At 69.6% G+C, this 26,110-nt stretch carries 38 protein-coding genes, 1 pseudogene and 1 riboswitch; of the genes and pseudogenes, 37 read left to right on the top strand and 2 right to left on the bottom strand.

The features are described 5' to 3' along the window. The first annotated feature begins 14 nt into the window (after positions 1-14). From rplV to truA, 28 genes are all read left to right on the top strand, one after another. Complete coding sequence (rplV, locus tag NAG42_RS05955) at positions 15-476, top strand: 50S ribosomal protein L22 (RefSeq protein ID WP_250028642.1); 462 nt, start codon at positions 15-17, stop codon at positions 474-476. Next, complete coding sequence (gene rpsC, locus NAG42_RS05950; RefSeq protein WP_250028641.1) at positions 476-1,336, top strand: 30S ribosomal protein S3; 861 nt, start codon at positions 476-478, stop codon at positions 1,334-1,336. The genes rplV and rpsC overlap by 1 nt, the downstream gene beginning before the upstream one ends. 3 nt (positions 1,337-1,339) lie before the next feature. Then, positions 1,340-1,765 carry a 50S ribosomal protein L16 gene (gene rplP, locus NAG42_RS05945; protein ID WP_097322770.1) on the top strand — a complete coding sequence of 142 codons (426 nt, stop codon included), beginning with the start codon at positions 1,340-1,342 and terminating at the stop codon, positions 1,763-1,765. Continuing rightward, a complete protein-coding gene (gene rpmC, locus NAG42_RS05940) occupies positions 1,765-1,998 on the top strand; it encodes a 50S ribosomal protein L29 (RefSeq protein WP_250028639.1) in 234 nt (77 codons plus the stop codon). The genes rplP and rpmC overlap by 1 nt, the downstream gene beginning before the upstream one ends. Then, complete coding sequence (rpsQ, locus tag NAG42_RS05935; RefSeq protein WP_250028637.1) at positions 1,995-2,270, top strand: 30S ribosomal protein S17; 276 nt, start codon at positions 1,995-1,997, stop codon at positions 2,268-2,270. Before rpmC ends, rpsQ begins: the two co-directional genes overlap by 4 nt. 92 nt (positions 2,271-2,362) lie before the next feature. Then, positions 2,363-2,731 (top strand): 50S ribosomal protein L14, encoded by a 369-nt coding sequence (gene rplN, locus NAG42_RS05930; protein WP_023358185.1) that lies wholly within the window; start codon positions 2,363-2,365, stop codon positions 2,729-2,731. Continuing rightward, on the top strand, positions 2,728-3,048 hold the full coding sequence (gene rplX, locus NAG42_RS05925) for a 50S ribosomal protein L24 (protein WP_250029316.1): 321 nt from the start codon (positions 2,728-2,730) through the stop codon (positions 3,046-3,048). Before rplN ends, rplX begins: the two co-directional genes overlap by 4 nt. Beyond that, positions 3,048-3,617: a 50S ribosomal protein L5 gene (rplE, locus tag NAG42_RS05920; RefSeq protein WP_221376856.1), complete on the top strand. Its 570-nt coding sequence runs from the start codon at positions 3,048-3,050 to the stop codon at positions 3,615-3,617. Before rplX ends, rplE begins: the two co-directional genes overlap by 1 nt. Positions 3,618-3,619: 2 nt before the next feature. Then, positions 3,620-3,805 carry a type Z 30S ribosomal protein S14 gene (locus NAG42_RS05915; RefSeq protein ID WP_203681340.1) on the top strand — a complete coding sequence of 62 codons (186 nt, stop codon included), beginning with the start codon at positions 3,620-3,622 and terminating at the stop codon, positions 3,803-3,805. Positions 3,806-3,877: 72 nt separating this feature from the next. Beyond that, on the top strand, positions 3,878-4,285 hold the full coding sequence (gene rpsH / locus NAG42_RS05910) for a 30S ribosomal protein S8 (protein ID WP_250028636.1): 408 nt from the start codon (positions 3,878-3,880) through the stop codon (positions 4,283-4,285). Between the two features lie 17 nt (positions 4,286-4,302). Beyond that, on the top strand, positions 4,303-4,842 hold the full coding sequence (rplF, locus tag NAG42_RS05905) for a 50S ribosomal protein L6 (RefSeq protein WP_250028634.1): 540 nt from the start codon (positions 4,303-4,305) through the stop codon (positions 4,840-4,842). After that, positions 4,839-5,234 (top strand): 50S ribosomal protein L18, encoded by a 396-nt coding sequence (rplR, locus tag NAG42_RS05900; RefSeq protein ID WP_438872370.1) that lies wholly within the window; start codon positions 4,839-4,841, stop codon positions 5,232-5,234. The genes rplF and rplR overlap by 4 nt, the downstream gene beginning before the upstream one ends. Before the next feature lie 13 nt (positions 5,235-5,247). Next, a complete protein-coding gene (rpsE, locus tag NAG42_RS05895) occupies positions 5,248-5,871 on the top strand; it encodes a 30S ribosomal protein S5 (protein WP_250028633.1) in 624 nt (207 codons plus the stop codon). Beyond that, the gene (rpmD, locus tag NAG42_RS05890) at positions 5,871-6,053 is read left to right on the top strand and encodes a 50S ribosomal protein L30 (RefSeq protein ID WP_014687772.1); all 183 of its coding nucleotides are present in this window, start codon (positions 5,871-5,873) and stop codon (positions 6,051-6,053) included. The genes rpsE and rpmD overlap by 1 nt, the downstream gene beginning before the upstream one ends. Next, positions 6,053-6,502, top strand: a complete 450-nt coding sequence (gene rplO / locus NAG42_RS05885; RefSeq protein WP_250028631.1) for a 50S ribosomal protein L15 — start codon at positions 6,053-6,055, stop codon at positions 6,500-6,502. Before rpmD ends, rplO begins: the two co-directional genes overlap by 1 nt. Before the next feature lie 242 nt (positions 6,503-6,744). Further along, positions 6,745-8,088: a preprotein translocase subunit SecY gene (secY, locus tag NAG42_RS05880; protein ID WP_250028628.1), complete on the top strand. Its 1,344-nt coding sequence runs from the start codon at positions 6,745-6,747 to the stop codon at positions 8,086-8,088. A gap of 74 nt (positions 8,089-8,162) precedes the next feature. Continuing rightward, positions 8,163-8,816 carry an adenylate kinase gene (locus NAG42_RS05875; protein ID WP_221376851.1) on the top strand — a complete coding sequence of 218 codons (654 nt, stop codon included), beginning with the start codon at positions 8,163-8,165 and terminating at the stop codon, positions 8,814-8,816. A gap of 1 nt (position 8,817) precedes the next feature. After that, a complete protein-coding gene (gene map, locus NAG42_RS05870) occupies positions 8,818-9,651 on the top strand; it encodes a type I methionyl aminopeptidase (protein ID WP_250028626.1) in 834 nt (277 codons plus the stop codon). Positions 9,652-9,689: 38 nt separating this feature from the next. Further along, positions 9,690-10,118 carry a DUF1707 SHOCT-like domain-containing protein gene (locus NAG42_RS05865; RefSeq protein ID WP_250028624.1) on the top strand — a complete coding sequence of 143 codons (429 nt, stop codon included), beginning with the start codon at positions 9,690-9,692 and terminating at the stop codon, positions 10,116-10,118. Positions 10,119-10,170: 52 nt separating this feature from the next. After that, a complete protein-coding gene (locus NAG42_RS05860; RefSeq protein WP_438872380.1) occupies positions 10,171-10,770 on the top strand; it encodes a DUF1707 SHOCT-like domain-containing protein in 600 nt (199 codons plus the stop codon). Between the two features lie 230 nt (positions 10,771-11,000). After that, positions 11,001-11,222 (top strand): translation initiation factor IF-1, encoded by a 222-nt coding sequence (gene infA / locus NAG42_RS05855; RefSeq protein WP_018347787.1) that lies wholly within the window; start codon positions 11,001-11,003, stop codon positions 11,220-11,222. Positions 11,223-11,276: 54 nt separating this feature from the next. Then, a complete protein-coding gene (gene rpmJ, locus NAG42_RS05850; RefSeq protein WP_015619018.1) occupies positions 11,277-11,393 on the top strand; it encodes a 50S ribosomal protein L36 in 117 nt (38 codons plus the stop codon). A 151-nt stretch (positions 11,394-11,544) separates the two neighbouring features. Further along, complete coding sequence (rpsM, locus tag NAG42_RS05845) at positions 11,545-11,925, top strand: 30S ribosomal protein S13 (RefSeq protein ID WP_250028620.1); 381 nt, start codon at positions 11,545-11,547, stop codon at positions 11,923-11,925. Between the two features lie 17 nt (positions 11,926-11,942). Beyond that, on the top strand, positions 11,943-12,350 hold the full coding sequence (gene rpsK / locus NAG42_RS05840; protein ID WP_014440747.1) for a 30S ribosomal protein S11: 408 nt from the start codon (positions 11,943-11,945) through the stop codon (positions 12,348-12,350). Between the two features lie 16 nt (positions 12,351-12,366). Next, the gene (gene rpsD / locus NAG42_RS05835; RefSeq protein WP_250028618.1) at positions 12,367-12,993 is read left to right on the top strand and encodes a 30S ribosomal protein S4; all 627 of its coding nucleotides are present in this window, start codon (positions 12,367-12,369) and stop codon (positions 12,991-12,993) included. Positions 12,994-13,087: 94 nt separating this feature from the next. Further along, a complete protein-coding gene (locus NAG42_RS05830; protein ID WP_250028617.1) occupies positions 13,088-14,110 on the top strand; it encodes a DNA-directed RNA polymerase subunit alpha in 1,023 nt (340 codons plus the stop codon). Positions 14,111-14,146: 36 nt separating this feature from the next. Next, entirely contained in the window at positions 14,147-14,788 is a 642-nt protein-coding gene (rplQ, locus tag NAG42_RS05825) for a 50S ribosomal protein L17 (RefSeq protein ID WP_250028616.1), read from the top strand. A 135-nt stretch (positions 14,789-14,923) separates the two neighbouring features. After that, a complete protein-coding gene (gene truA / locus NAG42_RS05820; RefSeq protein WP_250028615.1) occupies positions 14,924-15,736 on the top strand; it encodes a tRNA pseudouridine(38-40) synthase TruA in 813 nt (270 codons plus the stop codon). 5 nt (positions 15,737-15,741) lie between these two features. Here truA and NAG42_RS05815 read toward each other — a convergent pair whose 3' ends face one another. Next, a complete protein-coding gene (locus NAG42_RS05815) occupies positions 15,742-16,557 on the bottom strand; it encodes a hypothetical protein (RefSeq protein ID WP_250028614.1) in 816 nt (271 codons plus the stop codon). A 96-nt stretch (positions 16,558-16,653) separates the two neighbouring features. Between NAG42_RS05815 and NAG42_RS05810 the strand changes: the two genes are divergently transcribed. The 9 genes and pseudogenes from NAG42_RS05810 (at position 16,654) to thiC (ending at position 24,991) form a co-directional block, all read left to right on the top strand. Further along, a complete protein-coding gene (locus NAG42_RS05810; protein WP_250028613.1) occupies positions 16,654-17,259 on the top strand; it encodes a class I SAM-dependent methyltransferase in 606 nt (201 codons plus the stop codon). A 55-nt stretch (positions 17,260-17,314) separates the two neighbouring features. Continuing rightward, positions 17,315-18,961, top strand: a complete 1,647-nt coding sequence (locus NAG42_RS05805) for an ABC-F family ATP-binding cassette domain-containing protein (protein WP_250028612.1) — start codon at positions 17,315-17,317, stop codon at positions 18,959-18,961. A 164-nt stretch (positions 18,962-19,125) separates the two neighbouring features. Then, positions 19,126-19,237, top strand: a riboswitch (TPP riboswitch). Then, a complete protein-coding gene (locus tag NAG42_RS05800; RefSeq protein WP_438872369.1) occupies positions 19,231-19,866 on the top strand; it encodes a thiamine phosphate synthase in 636 nt (211 codons plus the stop codon). It overlaps the preceding riboswitch by 7 nt. After that, positions 19,863-20,870, top strand: a complete 1,008-nt coding sequence (gene thiO / locus NAG42_RS05795; RefSeq protein WP_250028611.1) for a glycine oxidase ThiO — start codon at positions 19,863-19,865, stop codon at positions 20,868-20,870. The genes NAG42_RS05800 and thiO overlap by 4 nt, the downstream gene beginning before the upstream one ends. Continuing rightward, positions 20,870-21,073 (top strand): sulfur carrier protein ThiS, encoded by a 204-nt coding sequence (gene thiS / locus NAG42_RS05790; protein ID WP_250028610.1) that lies wholly within the window; start codon positions 20,870-20,872, stop codon positions 21,071-21,073. Before thiO ends, thiS begins: the two co-directional genes overlap by 1 nt. Before the next feature lie 2 nt (positions 21,074-21,075). Further along, entirely contained in the window at positions 21,076-21,825 is a 750-nt protein-coding gene (locus tag NAG42_RS05785) for a thiazole synthase (protein ID WP_250028609.1), read from the top strand. Beyond that, positions 21,819-22,403: pseudogene (locus NAG42_RS05780) on the top strand (thiamine phosphate synthase); the annotation flags it as partial. The gene NAG42_RS05785 and the pseudogene NAG42_RS05780, both read left to right, overlap by 7 nt. A gap of 194 nt (positions 22,404-22,597) precedes the next feature. Beyond that, positions 22,598-23,359 (top strand): bifunctional hydroxymethylpyrimidine kinase/phosphomethylpyrimidine kinase, encoded by a 762-nt coding sequence (gene thiD / locus NAG42_RS05775; protein ID WP_250028607.1) that lies wholly within the window; start codon positions 22,598-22,600, stop codon positions 23,357-23,359. 90 nt (positions 23,360-23,449) lie between these two features. After that, positions 23,450-24,991: a phosphomethylpyrimidine synthase ThiC gene (gene thiC, locus NAG42_RS05770; RefSeq protein ID WP_250028606.1), complete on the top strand. Its 1,542-nt coding sequence runs from the start codon at positions 23,450-23,452 to the stop codon at positions 24,989-24,991. Here the strand turns inward: thiC and NAG42_RS05765 are convergent. Continuing rightward, a complete protein-coding gene (locus NAG42_RS05765; RefSeq protein ID WP_250028605.1) occupies positions 24,957-26,099 on the bottom strand; it encodes a hypothetical protein in 1,143 nt (380 codons plus the stop codon). The genes thiC and NAG42_RS05765 overlap by 35 nt on opposite strands. Between the last annotated feature and the right edge of the window lie 11 nt (positions 26,100-26,110).

Here is a 26,110-nt window from a genome sequence, read left to right as displayed (position 1 = left end):
AAGGGGTCACAGCGATGCCAACGAAGAACGACGCACCGGCGCTGCCGGGAAGTCGCGCGGTTGCGAAGCACGTCCGCATCTCGCCGAACAAGGCACGCCGTGTGGTCAACCTCGTCCGCGGTCTGCCCGCGAAGGAGGCTCTGATCGTCCTGCAGTTCGCCCCGCAGTCGGCGAGCGAGCAGGTCTACAAGGTGCTCGCGAGTGCCATCGCGAACGCGGAGAACAACGAGCGGCTCGACCCTGACGCACTCATGGTCAGCGAGGCGTTCGTCGACGAGGGCCCGACGCTCAAGCGGTTCCGTCCGCGGGCGCAGGGCCGGGCGTACCGGATCCGCAAGCGCACCTGCCACATCACGATCGCCGTCGAGGCGGTCCAGGTCGCGCGGCCTGCCAAGAAGGCCGCCGCGGCGAAGAAGGCGGCGCCGGCCAAGGCCGCGCCCGCCGCGCAGTCCCAGACCACGGAGGAGTCCGAGTAATGGGCCAGAAAGTTCACCCCACCGGATTCCGCCTCGGTATCTCCACCGACTGGAGGTCCCGGTGGTTCGCCGACAAGCTCTACAAGGACTACATCGGCGAGGACGTCAAGATCCGCCGGATGATGTCCAAGGGCCTCGAGCGCGCCGGCATCTCCAAGGTGGACATCGAGCGCACCCGTGACCGGGTACGCGTCGACATCCACACCGCCCGGCCGGGCATCGTCATCGGCCGTAAGGGCGCGGAGGCCGACCGGATCCGCGGCGAGCTCGAGAAGCTCACCGGCAAGCAGGTCCAGCTGAACATCCTCGAGGTGAAGAGCCCGGAGTCGGACGCTCAGCTGGTGGCGCAGGGCGTCGCCGAGCAGCTGTCCTCCCGGGTCAGCTTCCGCCGGGCGATGCGCAAGGCCATGCAGTCGGCCATGAAGAACCCGATCTGCAAGGGCATCCGGGTGCAGGTCTCCGGTCGCCTCGGCGGCGCGGAGATGAGCCGCACGGAGTTCTACCGTGAGGGTCGCGTTCCGCTGCACACGCTGCGGGCCAACATCGAGTACGGCTTCTTCGAGGCCCGTACCACGTTCGGCCGCATCGGCGTGAAGGTCTGGATCTACAAGGGCGACGCCGTGCCGGGTCGCGAAGCTGTCGCCGAGGCGCCGGCTCGCCCGCGCCGGGACCGTGCCGACCGGGCCGAGCGTCCGCGTCGTGGCCGTTCCGGTTCGTCCGGCACGACCGCGGGTGGCACCGAGGCCGGCCGCGCTGCCGCAGCCGCCCAGGCCAAGGGCGACACCCCGACCGGCGACAATGCCAACGACGCGGCCATCGCCGCGGCGCCGGCTGTGGCCGAGACGCAGCAGGAGGGCTGACACATGCTGATGCCGCGTAAGCCCCCGAAGGGCTTCCGCAAGCCGCACCACCCGGACCGCCACGGCGCGTCCAAGGGCGGCAACCGGGTCGTCTTCGGTGAGTTCGGTATCCAGGCGCTGGAGCCCGCGTACGTGACCAACCGGCAGATCGAGTCGGCTCGTATCGCGATGACCCGTCACATCAAGCGTGGTGGCAAGGTCTGGATCTCGGTCTTCCCCGACAACGCTCTGACCAAGAAGCCGGCCGAGACCCGCATGGGTTCCGGTAAGGGTTCTCCCGAGTGGTGGGTGGCGAACGTCAAGCCGGGACGCATTCTCTTCGAGATGTCGTTCCCGAACGAGACGATCGCGCGCGAGGCGATGCGCCGTGCGATCCACAAGCTCCCGATGAAGTGCCGCATCGTGACACGCGAAGTGGGTGAAAGCTGATGGCAGCGGGCGTTAAGGCATCCGAGCTGCGCGAACTCTCCTCCGAGGAGCTGACTTCGCGACTGCGGGAGGCCAAGGCGGAGCTGTTCAACCTTCGCGTGCAGGGCGCGACCGGCCAGCTCGACAATCATCGTCGGCTGCAGGTCGTCCGCAAGGACATCGCGAAGATCTATACGATCATGCGTGAACGTGAGCTCGGGCTCTCGGTTGCGCCGGATGAGGTGACAGCATGAGTGACGAGAGCACGGCCACAGCCCGCGCCAACCGCAAGGTTCGCGAGGGTCTCGTGGTCAGCGACAAGATGGACAAGACCGTCGTCGTCGAGGTCGAGGACCGTGTCAAGCACGCCCTCTACGGCAAGGTTCTGCGGCGCACCCGCAAGCTCAAGGTGCACGACGAGCAGAACGCGTGCGGTACCGGCGACCGGGTCCTGCTGATGGAGACCCGTCCGCTGTCGGCCACCAAGCGGTGGCGTGTCGTGGAGATCCTCGAAAAGGCCAAGTGAGTGCGCGGGGCCGGCAACGCCCGGCCCCGCCACCATCGTTCCGCCAAGCTTCGCCGAACCTGACGGAGAACTGGCAGACATAGGAGACAGACGTGATTCAGCAGGAGTCGCGACTGCGCGTCGCTGACAACACGGGTGCCCGGGAGATCCTGTGCATCCGTGTGCTCGGCGGCTCGGGTCGCCGTTACGCGAGCATCGGTGACGTCATCGTGGCCACGGTCAAGGACGCCATTCCGGGCGCCGGTGTGAAGAAGGGTGACGTCGTCAAGGCGGTCATCGTCCGCACCGCCAAGGAGCGTCGTCGTCCCGACGGCTCGTACATCCGCTTCGACGAGAACGCCGCCGTCATCATCAAGGACGGCGGGGACCCCCGCGGTACCCGCATCTTCGGCCCGGTCGGGCGCGAGCTGCGCGACAAGCGGTTCATGAAGATCATCAGCCTGGCGCCGGAGGTGCTCTGACCGTGAAGATCAAGAAGGGCGACACGGTCGTCGTCATCGCCGGCAAGGACAAGGGTGCCAAGGGCAAGGTCATCGCGGCCTTCCCGCGGCAGGACAAGATCCTGGTCGAGGGCGTCAACCGCATCAAGAAGCACGAACGCATCCGTACCACCCAGCGTGGTTCGAAGACCGGTGGCATCGTCACCCAGGAAGCCGCGATCCACATCTCGAATGTGCAGATCGTCGACGACCAGGGCAAGCCGACCCGCATCGGTTACAAGGTCGACGAGAACGGCAACAAGGTCCGTATCGCTCGTACGACCGGTAAGGAACTCTGATGACTGCCGCCACCGAGACCAAAACTCTGCCGCGCCTGAAGCAGAAGTACCGCAGCGAGGTCATCGCCGCGCTTCAGGAGCAGTACAAGTACGGCAACCCCATGCAGGTTCCCGGCCTGGTGAAGGTCGTTGTGAACATGGGTGTGGGCGAGGCCGCCCGCGACGCCAAGCTGATCGACGGCGCCGTGCGTGACCTGACCACCATTACCGGTCAGAAGCCGCTCGTGCGGCGGGCGACCAAGTCCATCGCGCAGTTCAAGCTGCGTGAGGGCATGCCGATCGGCGCGAAGGTGACCCTGCGCAATGACCGGATGTGGGAGTTCCTCGACCGGCTTCTGTCGATCGCGCTGCCCCGTATCCGTGACTTCCGCGGCCTCGACGGGCGCAAGCTCGACGGGCACGGTAACTACACCTTCGGTCTGACCGAGCAGTCGGTGTTCCACGAGATCGACCAGGACCGGATCGATCGCACGCGGGGCATGGACATCACGGTGGTCACGACCGCCGACACCGACGACGAGGGCCGGGCGCTGCTGAAGCTCCTGGGCTTCCCGTTCAAGGAGAACTGAGCATGGCTAAGAAGGCGCTGATCCTCAAGGCGGCCGCGAAGCCGAAGTTCGCCGTGCGTGCGTACACCCGCTGCCAGAAGTGCGGACGTCCGCACTCGGTCTACCGCAAGTTCGGCCTGTGCCGGGTTTGCCTGCGGGACATGGCTCACCGTGGTGAGCTGCCCGGCGTGTCGAAGGCCTCCTGGTAACCCATAGCAACACCGCTTCGCCGTAGGCCTGCAACTAGTGGGAACCCCGGCGAGAAAGGTTGACGAACACCCATGACGATGACGGACCCGATCGCAGACATGCTGACGCGTCTGCGTAACGCCAACCAGGCGTACCACGACAAGGTGACCATGCCCTTCTCGAAGATCAAGGCGAACATCGCCGAGGTCCTCAAGGCTGAGGGTTACATCGCCTCCTGGTCGGCCGAGGAGCCCGAGGAAGGCGCTGTCGGCAGGCGTCTGGTCGTTGAGCTCAAGTACGGCCAGAACCGCGAGCGCAGTCTCGCCGGTATCAAGCGCGTCTCGAAGCCCGGCCTCCGGGTTTACGCCAAGTCCGAAGAGCTCCCGCGGGTGCTCGGCGGCCTGGGCGTCGCGATCATTTCGACGTCCCAGGGACTGCTGACCGACCGGCAGGCCCGCAAGCGGAGCGTTGGCGGGGAAGTCCTCGCCTTCGTCTGGTAACTGGAGACTGAGAAACCATGTCGCGAATCGGACGTAAGTCGATCCCGGTCCCGGCCGGCGTCGATGTCACCATCACGGGCCAGACCGTCAAGGTCAAGGGCCCCAAGGGCGAGCTGTCGCACACCGTTGCCGAGCCGATCACGGTCGAGCAGGACGGTGCCGAGCTGCACGTCAACCGCCCCAACGACGAGCGCCGGGCCAAGGAGCTCCACGGCCTTTCTCGTACCCTGGTCGCCAACATGATCGTCGGCGTCACCGAGGGCTACAAGAAGACGCTGGAGATCAACGGCACCGGTTACCGGGTCACGGCCAAGGGCAAGGACCTCGAGTTCGCCCTCGGCTTCTCGCACCCGGTCAACATCGTGCCCCCGGCCGGCATCAGCTTCACGGTGGAGCGCCCGACGCAGTTCACGGTGGCGGGCATCGACAAGCAGCTCGTCGGCGAGGTCGCCGCCAACATCCGGAAGATCCGCCCGCCGGAGCCCTACAAGGGCAAGGGCGTCAAGTACCAGGGCGAGGTCATCCGCCGTAAGGCCGGAAAGGCAGGTAAGAAGTGACCGCCACGCTGCTCAAGCGTCGCAATGGCGCGGGTGCCGCCGCCAAGCGGGCTGTCGGAAAGGCGCGTCGGCACTTCCGGGTCCGTCGGAACCTCCGCGGTACCGCCGAGCGTCCCCGTCTGGTCGTCACCCGGTCGTCGCGGCACATCACCGCGCAGATCATCGACGACCTCAAGGGCCACACGCTGGCCTCGGCCTCCACGCTCGACGCCTCCCTGCGGGGCGGCGAGGGTGACAAGAGCGCACAGGCCGGCAAGGTCGGCGCTCTGCTCGCCGACCGGGCCAAGGCCGCGGGCGTGTCCAAGGTCGTCTTCGACCGCGGTGGCAACAAGTACGCGGGGCGGATCGCCGCGCTGGCTGACGCCGCTCGCGAAGCCGGACTCGAGTTCTAGGAGGAATTGACCTATGCCTGGTCAGCAGCGCCGAGGCGGCGGGTCCGGCGGTAACACCGAGGGTGGCAACCGCCGGGACAACCGCCGTGAGGGCGGCCGCGGCAACGCGCCCGTCGACAAGACCCCGCATCTCGAGCGGGTCGTCGCGATCAACCGTGTCGCCAAGGTCGTCAAGGGTGGTCGTCGCTTCAGCTTCACCGCTCTGGTGATCGTGGGCGACGGCGACGGCACCGTCGGCATCGGCTACGGAAAGGCCAAGGAGGTGCCCGCGGCCATCGCCAAGGGCGTCGAGGAGGCCAAGAAGCACTTCTTCAAGGTTCCGCGGATCGGTGCCACGATCCCGCACCCGATCACCGGTGAGGCTGCCGCGGGTGTCGTCCTGCTCAAGCCGGCGTCGGCTGGTACCGGTGTCATCGCCGGTGGCCCGGTGCGCGCCGTCCTGGAGTGCGCCGGCATCCACGACATCCTGTCGAAGAGCCTCGGCTCGTCGAACCCGATCAACATCGTCCACGCGACGGTGGCCGCTCTGAAGGGCCTCGAGTCCCCGGAGCAGGTCGCGGCCCGTCGTGGTCTGCCGGTCGAGGACGTGGCGCCGGCGGCCATGCTGGCGGCGCGGGCGGAAGCGGCGGTGCACTGATGGCGCGCTTGAAGGTCACCCAGATCCGGTCCGAGATCGGCCGCAAGCAGAACCAGCGGGACTCCCTGCGGTCGCTCGGCCTGAAGCGGATCAACGATGTGGTGGTCAAGGAGGACCGCCCCGAGATTCGGGGCATGATCTTCGCCGTGAACCACCTCGTGACTGTTGAGGAGGTCGAGTAATGGCGATCAAGGTCCACCACCTGCGTCCGGCGCCCGGAGCCAAGACGGCCAAGACCCGTGTGGGTCGTGGTGAGGGCTCCAAGGGCAAGACGGCCGGCCGCGGCACCAAGGGCACCGGTGCCCGTAAGAACACCCCGGCGGCGTTCGAGGGTGGGCAGATGCCCCTCCACATGCGTCTGCCGAAGCTCAAGGGGCTCAAGAACCGGCCCCGCAACAAGGTCGTCTTCCAGGTCGTGAACCTGGACCGCCTCGCCGAGCTGTTCCCGAACGGCGGCGAGGTCGGCCCGGACGAGCTGTTCGAGGCGGGCGCGGTTCGCAAGAACCAGCCGGTCAAGGTCCTCGGCTCGGGCGAGCTGGGCGGCGTGTCGCTGACCATCAAGGCGCACGCGTTCAGCGAGTCGGCCAAGGAGAAGATCGCCGCAGCCGGTGGTTCCACCACCGAGCTGTGAGGCTTGTGGGGGTGTCTGCCCGGGCGTTGCGAACGCGTCGCTCGGGCAGCCATCCCCATTGTGGCGTCTGACCTGGTCTTTTGCGTCTGGGCCAAATGCCTACGCGCGGTGCAGGCTACCGTGACACACCGCGCTCCATTAAGACTGTTAGAGTCCGTTCCCAGCTAGGGATATCGGTCGTCCGGACCGATGCCTTCCCCCACCCGCCGATTGCGGCGGTAACCTCGCGCAGGAGGAAGAAGTTGCTCTCCGCCTTTACCAGTGCGTTCCGGACGCCTGACCTGCGCAAGAAGCTGCTGTTCACGGTCTTCATCATTGCGCTGTACCGGCTCGGTGCCACCTTGCCCAGCCCTGGTGTGTCCTACACCAACGTGCGGCGGTGCCTCGACATCGTGAACTCCTCCGACAGCAGCGGCGTCCTCAACCTGTTGAACCTGTTCTCAGGTGGCGCGCTGCTCCAGTTGTCGGTGTTCGCGCTGGGCATCATGCCGTACATCACGGCATCGATCATCCTGCAGTTGCTGACCGTGGTGATTCCCCGCCTCGAGCAGCTTCGCAAGGAGGGCCAGTCCGGCCAGGCCAAGATCACGCAGTATACGCGCTACCTCACGCTGGGCCTCGCGGTCCTGCAGTCCTCGGCTTTCGTCGCCCTCGCGCGCACCGGGCAGTTGTTCGGCAACGCCTGTGACCAGAACGACCCGACGCTCCAGATCATCCCCGAGAACACCGGCCTGCCGGTGTGGCTCACGTTGTCGGTCCTGGTCCTGACCATGACCGCCGGCACCGGCATGGTCATGTGGCTGGGCGAGCTGATCACGGACCGCGGTGTCGGCAACGGCATGTCCGTCCTGATCTTCACCTCGATCGCCGCCCGCCTCCCCGGTGAGGGTTGGTCGATCAAGGAGTCCAGCGGCGTCGGCAAGTTCATCCTGGTCATCGTGCTGGTCCTGGTCATCATCGGCCTGGTGGTCTTCATCGAGCAGGCGCAGCGGCGCATCCCCGTGCAGTACGCCAAGCGCATGATCGGCCGGCGGATGTATGGCGGCACGTCGACCTACATCCCGCTCAAGGTCAACCAGGCGGGTGTCGTCCCGGTCATCTTCGCGTCGTCGCTGCTTTATCTCCCGCAGCTCTACCTGCAGTTCTTCGACCCGAACAACCTCAAGGGCTACCAGGTCTGGATCCAGCGGTGGCTGGCCGATCCCACGAGCGAGCTCTACATCGGGGTCTACTTCCTGCTGATCATCTTCTTCACGTACTTCTACGTCTCGATCACGTTCAACCCGACCGAGGTCGCGGACAACATGAAGAAGTACGGTGGCTTCGTTCCGGGTATCCGCCCGGGCAAGCCCACCGCCGACTACCTGGACTTCATCCTCAGTCGGATCACGCTTCCCGGTGCCCTGTACCTTGGTCTGATCTCGGTTCTGCCGAACTTCTTCTTCATCTGGCTCGACGCGCAGCAGTACCAGAACTTCCCGTTCGGTGGTACGGCAGTGCTGATCATGGTCGGTGTGGGTCTGGAGACGGTGAAGCAGATCGAGAGCCAGCTGATGCAGCGCAACTACGAAGGGTTCCTCCGGTAGTGGCAGGCAAGCTCGGCGCTGCTCTTGCGCCGGCGGTCAGCGAGGCTCGTTCTCACCGAAGCGAGGCGATGTAGGTGCGGCTGGTACTGGTGGGCCCTCCGGGGGCCGGCAAGGGGACCCAGGCTGAGTTCATCGCTGCCCATCTCGCCGTACCGAAGATCTCGACCGGAGACATCTTCCGGGCGAACGTCTCGCAGGGGACACCGCTGGGTGTCGAGGCGAAGCGCTACATGGACGCGGGGCAGCTGGTTCCGGACGAAGTGACCATCAACATGGTCCGGGACCGGCTGGCCGAGCCGGACGCCGGTGACGGCTTCCTGCTCGACGGCTTCCCGCGGACGGTGCCGCAGGCCTCGGCTCTCGACAAGCTGCTGGCCGACCTCGGCACCGCGCTCGATCTGGTGATGGAGCTCGTGGTCGACGACGACGAGGTCATCCGGCGGCTCTCGGGCCGCCGGACCTGCCGCGGTTGCGGCAAGATCTGGCACGTCGAGTTCGACCCGACCAGCAAGGAGAACATCTGCGACCGCTGTGGGTCGGAGCTGTTCCAGCGTGACGACGACAAGGCCGAGACGATCGCCAACCGCCTGGTCGAGTACGCCGACAAGACCGCGCCCCTGGTCGACTTCTTCGGCGCGCAGGGCAAGCTGGTGGGGATCGACGCGACCGGACCGGTCGAGGACGTCACGGTCCGTGCCATCGACGCCCTGCGGTCCTACGGGGGCTGACATGCGCCGCCCCCAGCTGGATATTCAGCTGAAGACCCCCGAGCAGATCGAGAAGATGCGCGGCGCCGGCCTGGTCGTCGCCGCCGCGCTGCAGGCGATGCGGGAGGCCGTGGCCCCCGGCGTCTCGACCGCCGACCTCGACGCGATCGCCGAGAAGGTGATCGTCGACGCCGGCGCGGTCCCGTCGTTCAAGGGCTATCACGGCTTCCCCGCCTCGATCTGTGCCTCGGTCAACGAGCAGGTCGTGCACGGCATCCCCAGCACCGGGCAGGTGCTGCGCGAGGGTGACCTGATCTCGCTCGACTGCGGCGCGATCCTGGACGGCTGGCACGGCGACTCGGCGATCACCGTCGGCGTCGGTGAGACCGACCCGGCACTGCTCAAGATGGCCGAGGTCGCCGAGGACGCCATGTGGGCCGGCATCGCGGCCGCGGCGCGGGGCGCGGCGAACGGCCGGGGCAAGCTCACCGACGTCTCGTTCAACGTCGAGAAGGCGGTTCGCAAGGCCGGGCGGTACGGCATCGTCGACGGCTACGGCGGCCACGGCATCGGCACCGAGATGCACCAGGACCCGCACGTGCTCAACCACGGCAAGCCCGGCAAGGGACCGCGCCTGGTGCCCGGCCTGTGCCTGGCCATCGAGCCGATGATCACGCTGGGCTCGCCGCGCACCGCCGAGCTCGACGACGGCTGGACCGTGGTCACCCGCGACCACTCGATCGCCGCCCACGTGGAGCACACGATGTGCCTGCTGGAGGACGGCGTCTGGGTGACCACCGCGCCGGACGGGGGCCGGGCCCGCCTCGGCGACCTGGTCACCTCGCGCCAGTCCTGACCTACCGACAGCTGGTTCTCTCGGGCATGCTGGGACGCATGGGTCGGGAACAGATGCGCGCCGGCGACGGTGACCGCAAGGCAGTCGCGGAACAGCTCAAGTCGGCGCTCGACGAGGGCCGGCTCGACCTGCACGAGTACGACGAGCGCCTGCAGCGGACATATGCGGCGAAGACCTACGCCGACCTGGACGGCCTGCTCGACGACCTGCCCGGGACTGTCCCGGTGCAGCATTCGCAGATCCAGCCCGCCACCGCACCGGCGTCACCCCTGACCGCCAAGGGACAGGAGCGGTCCGGCCCGGCCCAGTGGGTCGGTCCCTACGCCGGCGTCGTGCTGGTCTGCACGCTGATCTGGCTGGTGAGCAGCGTCGCCTCGGGTGAGCTGCTCTACTTCTGGCCGGTCTGGACGCTCATCCCGCTCATCCTCGGCTTCTTCGGCCAGCGGTTCGGCGGCCGCGGCCGCTGACCGGGCGCACTGGATCGGGGGTGCCACGATGGCTGAGGTGAGCCGGGAGCAGATGCGGGCCGCCGACGAGGACCGCCGGCAGGTGGCCGACCAGTTGCGCCTCGCGCTGGAGGAGGGCCGCCTCGATCTCACCGAGTACGACGAGCGCCTCCAGGGTGCGTACGCGGCCAAGACCTACGCCGAGCTCGACCGCTTGCTGACCGACCTGCCGAACGCCGCTCCGCTCGTGCCGGCCCGGCCGGCCGAGGTCGCCGTCGCGGCGCCCGAGGGGGATCGGGCGGCCTGGCTGGGGCACGTCTGGGGCTCGTGGGCCAAGGCGCTGGTGTTCTTCACGCTCATCTGGGGCGTCTCGTCGCTGGCGAGCAGCGAGGCGGTGTTCTATTGGCCGGTCTGGATCGTCGGGCCCTGGGGTGTGGTGCTCGTCTTCCGGACGATCGCCGGTCTGGCCACTGGTGAGCCCCACAAGCACGCCCAGGACGCGGAGCATCGCCGCCGGCTGCGGGAGCACAAGCGCAGTCGCAAGGCGCTGCGGGCGCGAGCCGTCGCGGCGGGGGAGTTGCCGGCCAAGGCGACGAAGGAGCAGCGGAAGGCGTTCATCGCCGAGGCGGTGGCCCGCGGCGACCTGCCGCCGAAGCCTCGTCGGGTTGATTAGCCTCGATTGTCCGGTTTTCCGGGCGGCAACACACCCGACCCCGGGTATCGGCGACCTCAGTTTGGTGTGCCGGTGAGGCGCGCGTACACTGGCTAGCTGGCGCGCAGCGTCCACTCTCGCATGTCCTCAGCGCTTCGAGGCCGGCGGGAGCCGCGGCTGGTCCGGGTCGGCGACGACCCGGGTAAGACGTTGCAGCTAATCCCGAACCCCAGTGTCAGGTAGCGGAGGACATGCCTAAGAAAGACGGAGCCATCGAGATCGAGGGCCGTGTGATCGAGCCCCTGCCGAACGCTATGTTCCGCGTTGAGCTCGCAAATGGTCACAGGGTGCTCGCACACATCTCAGGCAAGATGCGGCAGCACTACATCCGCATCCTTCCCGAGGACAGAGTCGTCGTCGAGCTTTCGCCGTACGACCTCACCCGTGGGCGAATCGTCTACCGCTACAAGTAACCGCGGGGACGGGAAGTTCCAGTGAACCCGTCCGACTGAGAGTTAAGGCAAACCGTGAAGGTCAAGCCGAGCGTCAAGCGGATCTGCAACAACTGCCGGGTCATCCGGCGGCATGGCCGCGTCATGGTCATCTGCAAGACCGACGCGCGCCACAAGCAGCGCCAGGGCTGAGCCCCGGCAACGCTGTCAGATCCGGTCTCACGAACAAGCTCGTCCCAGCCACGCGAGTGGCACACCCCCGGCGCGGAGGCCGGGGCCCGTCCGGGCAGACGGGGTGGGAGGGGCACAGACCTCCGAACGATTCTGAGGAGTACGCCCGCTTATGGCACGTCTCGTCGGCGTCGATCTGCCCCGCGACAAGCGGATGGAGATCGCGCTCACCTACGTCTACGGAATCGGTCGCACCCGTGCTGTCGAAGCACTGACCGCCACCGGTATTGACCTGAACAAGCGCGCCAAGGACCTCACGGACGAGGAGCTGGTTCAGCTCCGCGACTACATCGAGGGCAATTTCAAGGTTGAAGGTGACCTTCGCCGCGAGGTCGCCGCGGACATCCGCCGCAAGGTTGAGATCGGCTCGTACGCCGGCATCCGCCACCGCCGGGGTCTCCCCGTGCGGGGTCAGCGGACACGTACCAACGCTCGTACCCGCAAGGGTCCGAAGCGCACGGTCGCCGGTAAGAAGAAGCCCGGTCGGAAGTAATAGGAGCGCACTGACTTATGCCACCGAAGGCACGCGCTGGGGCCGCCGTCAAGAAGGTCCGGCGCAAGGAACGCAAGAACGTCGCCCACGGGCAGGCGCACATCAAGAGCACCTTCAACAACACCATCGTGTCGATCACCGACCCGACCGGTGCGGTCATCTCCTGGGCCTCGTCCGGCCAGGTGGGCTTCAAGGGCTCCCGCAAGTCGACCCCGTTCGCCGCGCAGCTGGCCGCCGAGGCCGCCGCTCGCCGGGCGATGGAGCACGGCATGCGCAAGGTCGACGTGTTCGTCAAGGGTCCCGGCTCCGGCCGTGAGACCGCGATCCGTTCGCTGCAGGCCGCCGGCCTCGAGGTCGGGCAGATCAGTGACGTCACGCCGCAGCCGCACAACGGATGCCGTCCGCCGAAGCGCCGCCGGGTCTAAGGGAGAGACAAGAAGCATGGCTCGTTACACAGGGGCGGACTGCAAGCGCTGCCGCCGCGAGAAGATGAAGCTTTTCCTCAAGGGCAGCAAGTGCGACGGGCCCAAGTGCCCGTTCGAGTCGCGTCCCTTCCCGCCCGGCCAGCACGGCCGTGGCCGGACCAAGGAGACCGAGTACCTGCTCCAGCACCGCGAGAAGCAGAAGGCCCGCCGCGTCTACGGCGTGCTCGAGAAGCAGTTCCGCGGTTACTACGAGGAGGCTGTCACCAAGCCCGGCAAGACCGGTGAGGTGCTGCTGCAGATCCTCGAGTCGCGTCTCGACAACGTCGTCTACCGGGCCGGCCTCGCGCAGTCCCGGGACATGGCCCGGCAGCTGGTCAAGCACGGCCACTTCCTGGTCAACGGCGTCAAGGTCGACATCCCGTCGTACCGCGTCAAGGAGCACGACATCGTGACCACGCGGGAGAAGTCGAAGGAGATGACCCCCTTCGTCGTCGCCCAGGCTCAGGCCGGTCAGCGGCCCGTGCCGGCGTGGCTCGAGCCCATCCCGAGCGAGATGAAGGTTCTCGTTCACTCGCTTCCGGCCCGGGGCGTCATCGACACCCAGGTCCAGGAGCAGCTGATCGTCGAGCTCTACTCCAAGTAGTGCTCCGCCGGGGGGCGCCGACCGTGGCGCCCTCCGGTTGCACCACCGGACGGCCATCAAATAGCGGATGGCCTGACAGAAAGAAGAAAACAGCGTGCTCATCAGCCAGCGGCCGACCCTCTCCGAAGAGTCGATCAGCGAGACCCGCTCCCGGTTCACCATCGAGCCTCTGGAGCCGGGCTTCGGCTACACCCTCGGCAACTCGCTCCGTCGGACCCTGCTGTCGTCCATCCCGGGCGCGGCGGTCACGAGCATCAAGATCGACGGCGTTCTGCACGAGTTCACCACCATCCCCGGTGTCAAGGAGGACGTGGTCGAGCTGGTCATGAACGTCAAGGAGCTGACCGTCAGCTCCGAGCACGACGAGCCGGTCAGCATGTACCTGCGCAAGCAGGGCCCGGGCGACGTCACCGCCGGTGACATCCAGCCCCCGGCCGGCGTGTCCGTGCACAACCCCGACCTCAAGCTGGCCACGCTCAACAGCAAGGGCCGGCTCGACATGGAGCTCACCGTCGAGCGGGGCCGTGGCTACGTCACGGCGGCGCAGAACAAGAGCGCCGGCGCCGAGATCGGCCGCATCCCGGTCGACTCGATCTACTCGCCGGTCATGAAGGTGACCTACCGCGTCGAGGCGACCCGTGTCGAGCAGCGCACCGACTTCGACCGTCTGATCATCGACGTCGAGTCCAAGGCGTCCATCTCGCCGCGCACCGCGCTGGCCTCGGCCGGCTCCACGCTGGTCGAGCTGTTCGGCCTGTGCCGGGAGCTGGACGAGACCGCCGAGGGCATCGACATCGGCCCGTCGCCGCAGGACGCGCAGCTCGCGGCCGACCTGGCGCTGCCGATCGAGGAGCTGGACCTCACCGTCCGGTCCTACAACTGCCTCAAGCGCGAGGGCATCAACGCCGTTGGTGAACTCATCGGGCGGACGGAGGCCGACCTTCTGGATATAAGGAATTTCGGTCAGAAGAGCATCGACGAGGTCAAGATGAAGCTCGCCGGAATGGGCCTGGGCCTCAAGGACAGCGCGCCGTCCTTCGACCCCGCGCACGTCGTGGACTCGTTCGGCGACGTGGATTACGACACCGACGATTACCGCGAGACCGAGCAGCTGTAAAGCGCCCCGGCCCGCCTTTTACAAGGAGCATTTGAAATGCCCACGCCCACCAAGGGAGCCCGCCTCGGCGGCAGCCCGGCGCACGAGAAGCTCATCCTGGCCAACCTGGCCACCGAGCTTTTCCGGCACGGGAAGATCAAGACCACCGAGGCCAAGGCGCGCCGGCTGCGCCCCCTGGCTGAGCAGCTCATCACCAAGGCCAAGCGCGGCGACCTGCACAACCGTCGCCGCGTGCTGGCCACGGTGAAGGACAAGGACGTCGTGTACGCCCTGTTCGAGCAGATCGCTCCGCGTTACGGCAACCGGCCGGGTGGCTACACCCGGATCACCAAGACCGGCCCGCGCAAGGGTGACGCCGCTCCCATGGCCGTCATCGAGCTGGTCGAGGAGCTGCAGATCGCGGCGACCACGGCGCCGGCCAAGAAGGCGGCCCGCAAGTCCACCGCGCAGCAGGACAAGGTCGAGGCGCTCGCCCGCGAGGACGAGACCCCGGCCGCGACCGCTTCGGACGCGCCGGCTTCCGACGCGACCGCTTCGGACGAGACCGCTTCGAACGCGACCGCTGCGGACGCTGCCGCGGACCAGGACGCCGAGCCGCCGGTGAACGCTTCCGGTGACAAGGGCGCCGAGGGCCCCGGCGACAAGGCCGAAGGCGAAGACACCGACGCCAAGGCGTAATTAGCTGTATCGGACCCGGCGCCCTCTTTCTGGGGGCGCCGGGTTCTTTCATGTACGGGTTCGGTGGCCTCCGTGGTTCGCCGGGGTGTTCCCCGGCGCCGTCGTTGGTCGAGGCCGAGGAGAAAGCTGCGGCTCATGGAATCCATCCGCTTGCGACTGGACGTCTCGTACGACGGCGCCGACTTCTCGGGGTGGGCCGTCCAACCGGGACAGCGCACGGTGGCCGGGGTGCTCGTCGAGGCGCTCGGGCGGCTCGTCGGGGCGGAGACGCCGCTGGGGCTGACCGTCGCCGGGCGTACGGATGCCGGGGTGCACGCCTCGGGTCAGGTCTGCCACATCGATCTGCCCGTCCCGGCGTGGGAGGGTCTGGAATCGTCCCTGCTGCGACGGCTGGCCGCCCTCATGCCCCCGGACGCCCGGGTGACGGCCGTGACGCCGGTGCCGCCGACCTTCGACGCCCGGTTCTCGGCCACGTTCCGGCGGTACGAATACCGGGTGGCCGACACGGTGTGGGGGCCGGAACCACTGCGGCGCCACGACACCGTGGGGTGGGTGCGGCCGCTCGACGTCGATCGGCTCAACGTGGCTTCCTCCGGGCTGACCGGTGAGCACGACTACGCGGCCTACTGCAAACGCAAGGAGCACGCCACCACGATCCGGGCCATCACGCGGCTCGACTGGCGCCGCGACCCGGACGGCGTCGTCGTGGCGACCGTGCAGGCCGACGCGTTCTGCCAGTCGATGGTGCGCAGCCTGGTCGGGGCGCTGCTGACCGTGGGGGACGGGCGGCGCGACCCGGGCTGGCCGTCCACGCTGCTGGCCCTGCCCGAACGGTCCAGCTCGGTCACTGTCGCGCCGGCCCGCGGGCTCACCCTGATCGCGGTCGGCTATCCGGACGAGAACGACTACGCGGCGCGGGCCGAGGCCACCCGCCGGCTGCGCGCTTAGCCCTCTCAGGAATCGGCGAGCACGCCGGGCGGCTGTGGGGGTGCCGGCCGGGACTCGCCGAGGTGGGTGTCGACGAGGTCGGCGGTGATCCGGGCCGCGTACGGGTCGCCGTCGGGCACCAGCGCGCCGCCGGGCCGGGTGATCACGCAGTAGAGCAGGTAGTTGCCGCGGACGTGCCAGCCGACCTGCGCGGTCGACGGGTCGCCGCCGCGCCCGGCCGGGATCGTGGTGAACCCGCCGTCCCCGGTCTCGACCAGCCCGCGTACGAGATCGTCGACCTCCGCGGCGGCACCGGCGTCGGCCAGGGTGAAGGCCCCGGCGGTGACCAGATAACCGCCGGGATACGGGGCGGTCAGCCCGGCCCGCTCGACCGAGCTGCAGCCGTGACTCATCAGCACGGCTCCCAGCTGTCCGGTGGTGGCCTCGCGGCAGTCGGCGCCGCTCTGTCGCATCTCGACGCGGTAGGCCCCCGAGGCGCCCGCCGGTCGCAGCTCGTCCGCGGTGAACAGGCCCGGGGCGGTCGTGATGACCGACGTCGGCTGGTGCCGGTCCGAGGACAGCACCAGGAAGCCGATCGTCAGGGCCAGACCGAGCAGAATCACGCCGGCCAGGCCCTGGGTCAGCCACAGCACGGCACGCTGCGGCTCGACGGAGGGGCGAGGCGCGGCCCGGCGGCGGGCCGGGGGTCGTCGGGTGCGCGGGAGGGGTGGCGCCGGCGGCGGCCGGTGCTGACCGCCCGATCCGATGCCGCGGACCAGGAGCACCAGGCCGCCGTCGGCGGTCGCGCGGTGGGCTGGACGAAAAGGGGTGCCGTACCGCATGGCGACCACGCTAGAGGCGCACGGTGATCTATGAACGCACACAATGTGCGGCACCCCGCCGGACAGTCGCGCGTTATCCGGCGGCAGACTGGTGTGGTGACCGCCGACCATTACTTCAGTGCCGAACCGGCCGCGCCCGAGGTGCGCAGCGAGATCGAGTTCAACGTCGCGGGCCGGGACTATCGGCTGACCGTGGCCTCCGGGGTGTTCAGCGCGGGCCGGCTCGACCCCGGCACAGCCGTGCTGCTGCGCAAGGGTGGCCTGCCGACGGCCGACGTCACCGGCACGTTTCTCGACCTCGGCTGCGGATACGGGCCGATCGCCTGTGTGCTGGCGACCGAGGCGCCGTCGGCGGTGGTGCACGCGGTCGACGTGAATGCCCGAGCGCGCGACCTGACCGCGCTCAACGCCGAGGCGCTGGGGCTGGCCGGGCGGGTGCGGGTGGCCGGGCCCGACGAGGTGCCGGCCGATGTCACCTTCGACCAGATCTGGAGCAACCCGCCGACCCACGTGGGCAAGGCCGAGCTGCGCGCGCTGATGGAGCGCTGGCTGCCCCGGCTGGCCCCGGTCGGCGTGGCCTGGCTGGTGATCAACCGGCACCTGGGCGGTGACTCTCTTCACGCCTGGCTGGTCGAGCGCGGATGGCACGTCGACCGGGTGGCCAGCCAGAAGGGCTTCCGCGTGCTCCGCGTGACCAGCTGAGCCACGACCGAAATCCGGGTGCCAAAAGCGCTCACTCGCAGGGATGATGGCGGCCATGGGTTACGTGGATGTCGCCGGAGCCGGATACGTGCTGCCCGACGGGCGCCGGCTCTTCGCCGACGTCGCGTTCCGGGTCGGCGAGGGGGCGAAGGTCGCGCTGGTCGGGCCGAACGGCGCGGGCAAGACCACGCTGCTGCGCATGGTGGCCGGCGACCTCGCGCTGCCCGAGGGCACGATCGCGCGCTCCGGTGGGCTCGGCGTGATGCGCCAGTTCATCGGCATGATCGGCGACGACCGTACGCTGGAGGACCTGGCCCTCTCCCTCGTGTCACCCGCCCTCGGCGCGGCCGGCGACCGGCTGGCCAAGGCGGCCGCCGCGCTCGACGACACCGAGCGCAGCCAATTGGCGTACGCGAATGCCTTGGCCTCCTGGGGTGAGGCCGGGGGTTACGACGTCGAGGTGCTCTTCGACACCGTGGCGGTGGCGATCCTCGGCAAGCCGTGGGACGAGGTGCGGCACCGTCCGGTGCGGACACTCTCCGGTGGGCAGCAGAAGCGGTTCGCGCTCGATCTGCTGCTGCGCGGCGACGACGAGGTGCTGCTGCTGGACGAGCCCGACAACTTCCTCGACGTGCCCGGCAAACGCTGGCTCGAGGCCCGGCTCCGCGAGTCGCCCAAATCCGTGCTCTACGTCTCGCACGATCGCGAGCTGCTGGCCCAGACCGCCGACCGCGTGGTGGCCGTCGAGGGCGGCAGCGCCTGGACCCATCCCGGCGGTTTCGCGTCGTGGCACGAGGCTCGCGTGCATCGCCACGACCGGATGGAGGAAAATCGCCGCCGCTGGGACGAGGAGCATCAGAAGCTCAAGGATCTGGTGCTGTCGCTCAAGCAGAAAGCGACCTTCAACGACGGCATGGCCTCGCGCTATCAGGCCGCCCAGACCCGGCTGCGCAAGTTCGAGGAGGCCGGCCCGCCGCCCACGCCGCCCAAGGACCAGTCGCTGCGGATGAACCTGCGGGGTGGCCGCACGGCCAAGCGTGCGGTGATCGTCGAACAGCTCGAGATGGACGACCTGACATTCCCGTTCGATCTCGAGATCTGGTATGGCGACCGGGTCGCGGTGCTGGGCGCCAACGGCACCGGCAAGTCGCACTTCCTGCGGCTGCTCGCGGCCGGCGGCAGCGACCCCGAGGCCGAGAACAAACCGGTCGACGGGGCCCCGCTGGCCCACGTGGCGCACAGCGGTGTCGCCCGGCTCGGCGCCCGGGTCCGGCCCGGTCATTTCTCGCAGACCCACGACCGGCCCGAACTGCTCGGACGCACGCCGGTCGAGATCCTCTGGCGCGGCGACGACCATCGGTCCGGAATGGACCGGGCCGGGGCGATGAAGGCGCTCAACCGCTACGAGCTGGCGGCGCAGGGCGACCAGCGGTTCGGCACGCTCTCGGGTGGTCAGCAGGCCCGCTTCTTGGTGCTGCTGCTCGAGCTGTCGGGCGCGACCGTGCTGCTGCTCGACGAGCCGACCGACAACCTCGACCTGGCCTCGGCCGAGGCGCTGGAGGAGGGGCTGCGCCTCTTCGAGGGCACCGTGATCGCGGTCACCCACGACCGCTGGTTCACCCGGTCCTTCGACCGCTTCGTGCTGTTCCAGGGCGACGGCGAGGTCGTCGAGACTCCAGAACCGGTCTGGGACGTGCGCTGAGCTGGAAGGCGTCGCTCCGCTCCGCGGCGATCGCCTGGTAACCGGTGAGATGTGGCGCGGTTTTCCGCCGTCTGCAAACCCCGCAACCGTCGGAAAACCGAGCCACATCTCACCGGCGGCGATCGCTAGTTTTTTCGCCCCGGGCCGGGTTATGGTCCGAGGCAACACAACCCCACGGGAGTCCGGTGCACCGGGCTGAGAGGGGGGCTGACGCGGCCCCCGACCGTCGAACCTGATCCGGATCATGCCGGCGCAGGGAGGAGCGTCCGTTGTCGTTTCCGCGTTTGCACATCGTCACCGACTCGCTCGACGTCATCCGCGGCGTGCTCGGCCACGGCCCGGTCGCCGTCCAGGTGCGGGTCAAGTCCCACGACCGTGAGGCGTACGCCCTGACGGTGGCCGCCCTCGAGCTGTGCCGCCCGGCCGGGGCGCTCTGCCTGGTCGACGACCGGGTCGGGGTGGCGCTCGCGGCCGGCGCCGACGGCGTCCACGTGGGCGCCGACGACCTGCCGGTGGCCGCCGCCCGCCGGGCACTGGGCCCGTCCGCCATCCTCGGCGCTACCTGCCGCAACCCGGCGGACGCGCGCGCCGCGGTGGCCGCCGGGGCGACCTACCTCGGCGTCGGTCCGGCCTTCGCGACCAGCAGCAAGACCGGGCTGCCCGACCCGATCGGCCCGGCCGGCGTCGCCGCGGTGACCGGGGCCGTACCCGGCACTCCGGTGATAGCGATCGCCGGTATCACGCCCGAGCGGGTGGGACTGCTCGACTGCCACGGCGTGGCCGCGATCTCGGCCGTCGCCGGTGATCCGGCCGGGGCCACGGTCGCCTTCCTGCGGGCCCTCGACGATCGCGACGGCCGGTCGGCCTCCTCCGGTGCGCCGGTCATTTCGGGGGCGGTGGCATGAGCGACATCGTGGTGGTCGGCGGTGGGATCGTCGGCCTGTCGATCGCCTGGCGGCTGGTGAGCCGGGGCGCCGACGTGACCGTGCTCGACGGCGGCGACGAGGGCGCCGCCTGGCCCGTGGCGGCCGGGATGCTCGCCCCGGGCGGTGAGTCCGAACACGAGGACCCGGCCCTGATCCGGCTGATGGAGCGTTCGGCCGACCGGTGGCCGGATTTCGCCGCGGAGCTGGGAGTCGGTGTCGGCTATGACGACGCGGGCACCCTCAGCCTGGCGATGACGGCCGACGACCTGGCCGGGCGGGCGCGGGTCTGGACCCGGCAGGCGCTGCCGTTGCTGCGCCCCTCGGAGTTGCGCGAGCTCGAACCGGCGCTGTCGGTCCGCGTACGGGCCGGGGTCTTCTCCTCCCGGGAACGCCAGGTGGATCCGCGCAAGGTGGTGAGCGCGCTGCGGGAACGGCTCGGCGCGCGGATCGTCCCCAAGCGGGTGACGGCAGTGTCCGACGTGGACGCCCGGACGGTCGTGGTGGCGGCCGGTTGTGGCACGGCCGCGCTGACCGGGCTGCCTGTGCGGCCGGTGAAGGGCCAGGTGCTGCGGCTGCGCGGCGAGCCCGGACTGGTGCGGCACGTGCTCGACGCCGCGGTCGACGGGCGCGAGGTCTACGTCGTGCCCCGCGCCGACGGCGAAGTGGTGGTCGGGGCGACCCAGGAGGAGCGCACCGATCTGACGGTCACGGCCGGTGGCGTGCACGAGTTGCTGCGGGCGGCGCTCGACCTGGTGCCCGCCCTGGCCGAGTGTGAGCTCACCGAGACCACGGCCGGGCACCGCCCCGGCACGCCGGACAACGCGCCGCTGCTGGGCCGGCTCGACGACCGCGTGGTGGTGGCGGCCGGACACTTCCGCAACGGCATCCTGCTGGCGCCGGTCACCGCCGACCTGATCGCCGAACTGGTGCTCACCGGCGAGGCCGACCCGATGCTGGCCGACTTCTCGCCGGGGCGGTTCTGATGCGGCTGACGGTCAACGGGCGCAGCTCCGACGGGTTCGTGCGCGACCTGTCCGTACGGGAACTGGTCGAGACCATCACCGAGGCCCGGCGCGGTGTGGCGGTCGCGGTCAACGGCGAAGTGGTGCCGCGGTCGACCTGGGACGGCCGGGCGCTGACCGAGGGCGACTCCGTCGAGGTGCTCACCGCGGCGCAGGGAGGCTGACGATGTCCGCACTCTTCCAAGAATCACGGCTCATCCTGGGCACGGGCGGCGCGAACAGCCTGACCGCGCTCGAAGAGGCGATCGTCGCGTCGGAGACCGAGCTGGTCACCGTGGCGTTGCGCCGGGTCGACGCGGCCGGGCCGGGGCTGCTGCCGATGCTCGACCGGCTCGGCGTGCGGGTGCTGCCCAACACGGCCGGCTGCTACACGGCGGCCGACGCGGTGAAGACAGCCCACCTGGCCCGGGACGCGTTCGAGACCGATCTGATCAAGCTCGAGGTGATCGGCGACGAGCGGACCCTGCTGCCGGACGGGATCGAACTGCTGCGGGCCGCCGAGACGCTGGTGGGCGACGGGTTCACGGTGCTGCCGTACACGAGCGACGACCCGATCCTGGCCCGCCGACTCGCCGATGTGGGCTGCGCGGCGGTGATGCCGGCCGGGTCACCGATCGGCTCGGGCCTGGGCATCTCCAACCCGCACCACATCCGGCTGATCCGGCAGAGTGTCGACGTGCCGGTAGTGCTGGACGCGGGCATCGGCACGGCCTCGGACGCGGCTCTCGCGATGGAACTGGGCTGTGACGCGGTGCTCATCGCCAGCGCGATCACCCGGTCCGACGATCCGGCGGCGATGGCCACGGCCATGCGGCACGCAGTGGTCGCGGGGCGGCTGGCGTATCAGGCCGGGCGCATCCCGCGACGCTTCCACGCGCTGGCGTCCACATCGGATGACGGGCTGGCCCAGTGGTGACGCCGAGCGGGCTGGTCGTGCTGACCGACCGGAAGCTGGCGGCCGGGGCGGTCGTCGACGTGGTGCGGGCGGCGGTCCGCGGCGGCGCGGGCTGGGTCGTTCTGCGGGAGAGAGATCTTCCGTACGGCGAGAGGGTCGCGCTGGCGGAGGCGTTGCGAACGGTGGTGCCGGACGGGCGGTTGATCGTCGCCGGGCCGGATCCGCTGGGCGGGGACGCGGTGCATCTGAGCGCGAATGATCCGTTGCCGGCTGGTGCGGTGGGACTGGTGGGGCGCTCGGCTCATGGTGTGCCGCAGCTGTCCATTGAGGATTATGTGACGCTGTCGCCGATCTGGCCGACCGTGACGAAGCCGGGTTATGGGCCGGCGCTGGGAGCGGTGGAGGCGGGGCGGCTGGCGGGTGGGGTTTCGTGGCTGGCGCTCGGTGGGGTCGACTCGGCGAGGCGGGCGGCGGAATGCGCGGCGGCGGGGGCGGCCGGGGTTGCCGTGCTCGGCGCGATCATGCGATCCGGCGACCCGGAACGGACGGCTGCCGAGCTGTCCCGCGCGTTTTCAGCCGGAGCCGGAGCCGGAGCGGGCGCAGCAGCCGGAGCGGGCGCGGGCGCAGCAACCGGAGCCGGCGCCGGCGCAGGCGCAGCAGCGGAAGTCGGAGCAGAAGCGGAAGCCGCCGCCCCACCCAGGGTGGGCAGCCTATCGGGTTCCGCTGGGGCGGGGCTCAAGTTATCCACAGGCACGTCGGCCGGGTGGGCGGGGCGAACGCCGGTGGGGCCGTCGTGACGCCGCCGGTGGTGCTGACCATCGCCGGGTCGGATTCCGGTGGGGGCGCGGGCATTCAGGCCGACCTCAAGACGTTCGCGGCGCTCGGGGCGTACGGTGCCTCGGTCATCACGGCGGTCACGGCGCAGAACACCCGGGGCGTCACCGCGATCCACCCGATCCCGATCGAGGTGGTGGCGGCGCAGCTCGACGCGGTGCTCGACGACCTGCCGGTCGCCGCGGTCAAGGTGGGCATGATCGGCGACCCGGCCGTGGCCGAACTGCTGCTGGCCCGGGCCGATCGTCTGCCCAACCTGGTCGTCGATCCGGTGCTCGTGGCCACCTCGGGCGCCCGGCTCGCGGAGACCGCCTCGGTGGCGCCCCTGGTCGCGTACCCCTGTGTCCTGACCCCGAACCGGCAGGAAGCCGGCGCCCTGGCCGGAATCCCGGTCGAGACGGCCGAGGAAATGGCCGAGGCGGCGGAACGTCTGGCTCGCCGGGGAGCGCGCGCCGTCGTGGTGACCGGCAGCGAGCTGGCGATCGATGTCCTGCACCACGACGGCGTGACCGAGACGCTGCCCGGGGAACCGGTGGCCACGCTCAACAACCACGGGTCGGGCTGCACCTTCTCGTCGGCCATCGCAGTGCGGCTGGCTGCCGGTGATGCGGTGCCGGCCGCCGTACGGAATGCCAAGCGATATGTGACCGCGGCGCTCACGGGCGGGCGCGACTGGCGGCTGGGCGCGGGACCCGGTCCGCTGAACCACTTCGTCTCTTAGCCGACCCGGCCGACCCCGGCCGATCAGGGCGACCCGGGGAATCCGTGCGCCCATTATCCGTCTGTTTTGTACCGATAGGGGAGGAAAAGAATGAGGCGCAAGACGTACGTACAGGGACCGCGACCCGACATCCAGGTGCCGTTCGTGTCGGTCGAGCTGAGTGGCGGCAACGATCCCGTCCGGCTCTACGACACGTCCGGCCCGGGCAGCGACCCCGAGCAGGGCCTGCCACCGCTGCGCGCACCCTGGACGACCGGTCGCACCCAGCTGGCGTCGGCCCGGGCCGGGCTTGTCACGCCCGAGATGGAATTCGTGGCGGTCCGGGAGAACGTGCCGGTCGAGCTGGTGCGCTCGGAGATCGCGGCCGGCCGGGCCGTGCTGCCGGCCAACCGCCACCACCCCGAGTCCGAGCCCATGATCATCGGCGCCCGGTTCCTGGTGAAGGTCAACGCGAACATCGGCACGTCGGCGGTGACCTCGTCGGTCGCCGAGGAGGTCGAGAAGCTGACCTGGGCGACCCGGTGGGGAGCCGACACGGTGATGGACCTGTCGACCGGGCCGCGGATCCACGAGACCCGCGAGGCGATCATCCGGAACTCGCCCGTACCGATCGGCACGGTGCCGATCTATCAGGCGCTCGAAAAGGTCAAGGGCGACCCGGTGAAGCTGACCTGGCCGCTGTTCCGCGAGACCATTCTGGAGCAGGCCGCGCAGGGTGTGGACTACATGACGATCCATGCCGGGGTGTTGCTGCCGCACGTGCCGCTGGCCGCTGACCGGGTCACCGGGATCGTCTCGCGGGGTGGCTCGATCATGGCGGCCTGGTGCCTGGCCCACCACGAGGAGAACTTCCTCTACACGAATTTCGACGAGCTCTGCGCCATCTTCGCCGAGTACGACATCACGTTCTCGCTCGGCGACGGTCTGCGGCCCGGGTCCATCGCCGACGCCAACGACGAGGCGCAGTTCGCCGAGCTGCGGACGCTCGGGGAGCTGACCCACCGGGCATGGGAGCACGACGTGCAGGTGATGGTCGAGGGGCCGGGCCACGTGCCGATGCACAAGATCAAGGAGAACGTGGATCTGCAGGTCGAACTCTGCGGGGGTGCCCCCTTTTACACGCTGGGGCCGCTGACGACCGATGTCGCTCCGGCCTACGACCACATCACGTCGGCCATCGGCGCGGCGATGATCGGCATGTTCGGCACGGCGATGCTCTGCTACGTCACTCCGAAGGAGCACCTCGGGCTGCCCGGCCGGGAGGACGTGAAGGCCGGGATGATCGCCTACAAGATCGCGGCGCACGCGGCCGACCTGGCCAAGGGGCACCCGGGCGCGCAGGACTGGGACGACGCGTTGTCCAAGGCGCGCTTCGAGTTCCGCTGGGAGGACCAGTTCGAGCTGGCCCTCGATCCGGGCACGGCCCGCGCCTATCACGACGAGACGCTGCCCGCCGAGCCCGCGAAGACGGCGCATTTCTGCTCGATGTGCGGCCCGAAGTTCTGCTCCATGAAGATCAGCCACGAACTGAAGGCGCAGGGCATGGGCCGCAAGTCGGCCGAGTTCGTGGCCGGTGGCAGCCGGGTCTATGTGCCGCTCAGCGCTGGTGAGGCGGCTGCTGAGGCGGGCTGAACCCGTTGAACGGAGGCATGGTGATGACGCCGGTGTCCGACGGGCGCAGTTCCTCGTCGGGGCGCTGAGCGGCCACCGCGGCGCGGGCGGCGACGGCGGCCCGGGCGGGCACCGACGCACGGCCGGTGATCGCCTGGGCGGCCCCCGTGCCGGGCAGTCCCGGTCCGGGTTTGGTCGCCGCCTTGGCGATCGCCGACTCGGGCTGCGCGTCGCGCTGGGGCAGCGGCGGGCGCTCGGGGGAGGGCGGGGCGGCCCTCGGCTTGCGGGGCCGGTCGGTGGCCGGGCCGCGGCCCAGCACGGCGGCCAGCACCGAGCCGAGCACGCCCGCGCCGGCGGCGGTCATGGCGGCCCAGTACGGCAATTCCTGGCCCCGCCCCGAGCCCGGGCCCGCGATCAGATAGGCCAGGGTCAGCAGCGCCGGACCGGCCAGCCCGGCCAGCGCGACGGCCATTGTGGACATCCGGCGGCGGGCGACCAGCCCCACCGCGAGCCCGCAGATCAGGGCGAGCACCGGCATCGTGAACAGCGAGGCCCGCTCGACCAGGTCGGCCGGCACAAAATCGGCGTCGAGCACCCCCAGCCGTACGGTGGAAGGTTGGTCACCCGACTTCAGCGAGGGCGCCACCGAGACGAGCGCGAGCAGCCAGACCACCGCGGCCAGCGCCACCATGTTCCACCGGGTGGCGTTGCGCCCGAGGGCGGCCCACGCGGCGAAGATGCCGGCCGCCGAGCCCAGGATCGCGCACGCCCCGATCACGAACACCGCGTTCACACCGGCGACCTCGGCACTGCGGGCCGGCTGCATGGTCAGCGGCACGATCGTGGCCGCGCCCAGACCGGCCGCGATCCCGCCGATCAGCCTGGTGCCGGCGCCCGCGCGCGGGGTGAGGTGGGCGCGTCCGGCCAGCCCGCCGGCCGCCGCTGCGGTCATGGCGAACCAGGCGACCCAGGCCAGCTGAGCCGTCCAGGCGTCACGGTCGGTGACCTCGACGACACGGGAGAAGGTGAGGACGCCCAGCCCGTAGGCCAGGCCCAGCTGACCGGCGCCGACCAGCGCCGCGGCGCCGAATGCGGTTGCCACCAACTTCGCCCATGTGCGAAATGCCATGCCCGGCACGT

The organism is Paractinoplanes maris (assembly GCF_023544465.1).
GTDB lineage: Bacteria > Actinomycetota > Actinomycetes > Mycobacteriales > Micromonosporaceae > Actinoplanes > Actinoplanes maris.
This window is presented reverse-complemented; position numbering and strand designations above follow the sequence as displayed.

Bases quoted from the DNA above. Each gene is read 5' to 3' on its own strand.
- rpsM (WP_250028620.1), top strand. From the start codon at position 11,545: ATGGCACGTCTCGTCGGCGTCGATCTGCCCCGCGACAAGCGGATGGAG.
- rplV (WP_250028642.1), top strand. From the start codon at position 15: ATGCCAACGAAGAACGACGCACCGGCGCTGCCGGGAAGTCGCGCGGTT.
- rpsC (WP_250028641.1), top strand. From the start codon at position 476: ATGGGCCAGAAAGTTCACCCCACCGGATTCCGCCTCGGTATCTCCACC.
- NAG42_RS05765 (WP_250028605.1), bottom strand. From the start codon at position 26,099: ATGGCATTTCGCACATGGGCGAAGTTGGTGGCAACCGCATTCGGCGCC.
- rplF (WP_250028634.1), top strand. From the start codon at position 4,303: ATGTCGCGAATCGGACGTAAGTCGATCCCGGTCCCGGCCGGCGTCGAT.
- NAG42_RS05860 (WP_438872380.1), top strand. From the start codon at position 10,171: ATGCGGGCCGCCGACGAGGACCGCCGGCAGGTGGCCGACCAGTTGCGC.
- thiO (WP_250028611.1), top strand. From the start codon at position 19,863: ATGAGCGACATCGTGGTGGTCGGCGGTGGGATCGTCGGCCTGTCGATC.
- rpsQ (WP_250028637.1), top strand. From the start codon at position 1,995: ATGAGTGACGAGAGCACGGCCACAGCCCGCGCCAACCGCAAGGTTCGC.
- truA (WP_250028615.1), top strand. From the start codon at position 14,924: ATGGAATCCATCCGCTTGCGACTGGACGTCTCGTACGACGGCGCCGAC.
- NAG42_RS05805 (WP_250028612.1), top strand. From the start codon at position 17,315: ATGGGTTACGTGGATGTCGCCGGAGCCGGATACGTGCTGCCCGACGGG.
- rpmD (WP_014687772.1), top strand. From the start codon at position 5,871: ATGGCGCGCTTGAAGGTCACCCAGATCCGGTCCGAGATCGGCCGCAAG.
- rpsH (WP_250028636.1), top strand. From the start codon at position 3,878: ATGACGATGACGGACCCGATCGCAGACATGCTGACGCGTCTGCGTAAC.
- NAG42_RS05785 (WP_250028609.1), top strand. From the start codon at position 21,076: ATGTCCGCACTCTTCCAAGAATCACGGCTCATCCTGGGCACGGGCGGC.
- rpsD (WP_250028618.1), top strand. From the start codon at position 12,367: ATGGCTCGTTACACAGGGGCGGACTGCAAGCGCTGCCGCCGCGAGAAG.
- thiC (WP_250028606.1), top strand. From the start codon at position 23,450: ATGAGGCGCAAGACGTACGTACAGGGACCGCGACCCGACATCCAGGTG.
- infA (WP_018347787.1), top strand. From the start codon at position 11,001: ATGCCTAAGAAAGACGGAGCCATCGAGATCGAGGGCCGTGTGATCGAG.
- rplE (WP_221376856.1), top strand. From the start codon at position 3,048: ATGACTGCCGCCACCGAGACCAAAACTCTGCCGCGCCTGAAGCAGAAG.
- rplQ (WP_250028616.1), top strand. From the start codon at position 14,147: ATGCCCACGCCCACCAAGGGAGCCCGCCTCGGCGGCAGCCCGGCGCAC.
- rpsK (WP_014440747.1), top strand. From the start codon at position 11,943: ATGCCACCGAAGGCACGCGCTGGGGCCGCCGTCAAGAAGGTCCGGCGC.
- rpmC (WP_250028639.1), top strand. From the start codon at position 1,765: ATGGCAGCGGGCGTTAAGGCATCCGAGCTGCGCGAACTCTCCTCCGAG.
- rpsE (WP_250028633.1), top strand. From the start codon at position 5,248: ATGCCTGGTCAGCAGCGCCGAGGCGGCGGGTCCGGCGGTAACACCGAG.
- NAG42_RS05865 (WP_250028624.1), top strand. From the start codon at position 9,690: ATGGGTCGGGAACAGATGCGCGCCGGCGACGGTGACCGCAAGGCAGTC.
- thiS (WP_250028610.1), top strand. From the start codon at position 20,870: ATGCGGCTGACGGTCAACGGGCGCAGCTCCGACGGGTTCGTGCGCGAC.
- map (WP_250028626.1), top strand. From the start codon at position 8,818: ATGCGCCGCCCCCAGCTGGATATTCAGCTGAAGACCCCCGAGCAGATC.
- NAG42_RS05815 (WP_250028614.1), bottom strand. From the start codon at position 16,557: ATGCGGTACGGCACCCCTTTTCGTCCAGCCCACCGCGCGACCGCCGAC.
- NAG42_RS05915 (WP_203681340.1), top strand. From the start codon at position 3,620: ATGGCTAAGAAGGCGCTGATCCTCAAGGCGGCCGCGAAGCCGAAGTTC.
- rplP (WP_097322770.1), top strand. From the start codon at position 1,340: ATGCTGATGCCGCGTAAGCCCCCGAAGGGCTTCCGCAAGCCGCACCAC.
- rplO (WP_250028631.1), top strand. From the start codon at position 6,053: ATGGCGATCAAGGTCCACCACCTGCGTCCGGCGCCCGGAGCCAAGACG.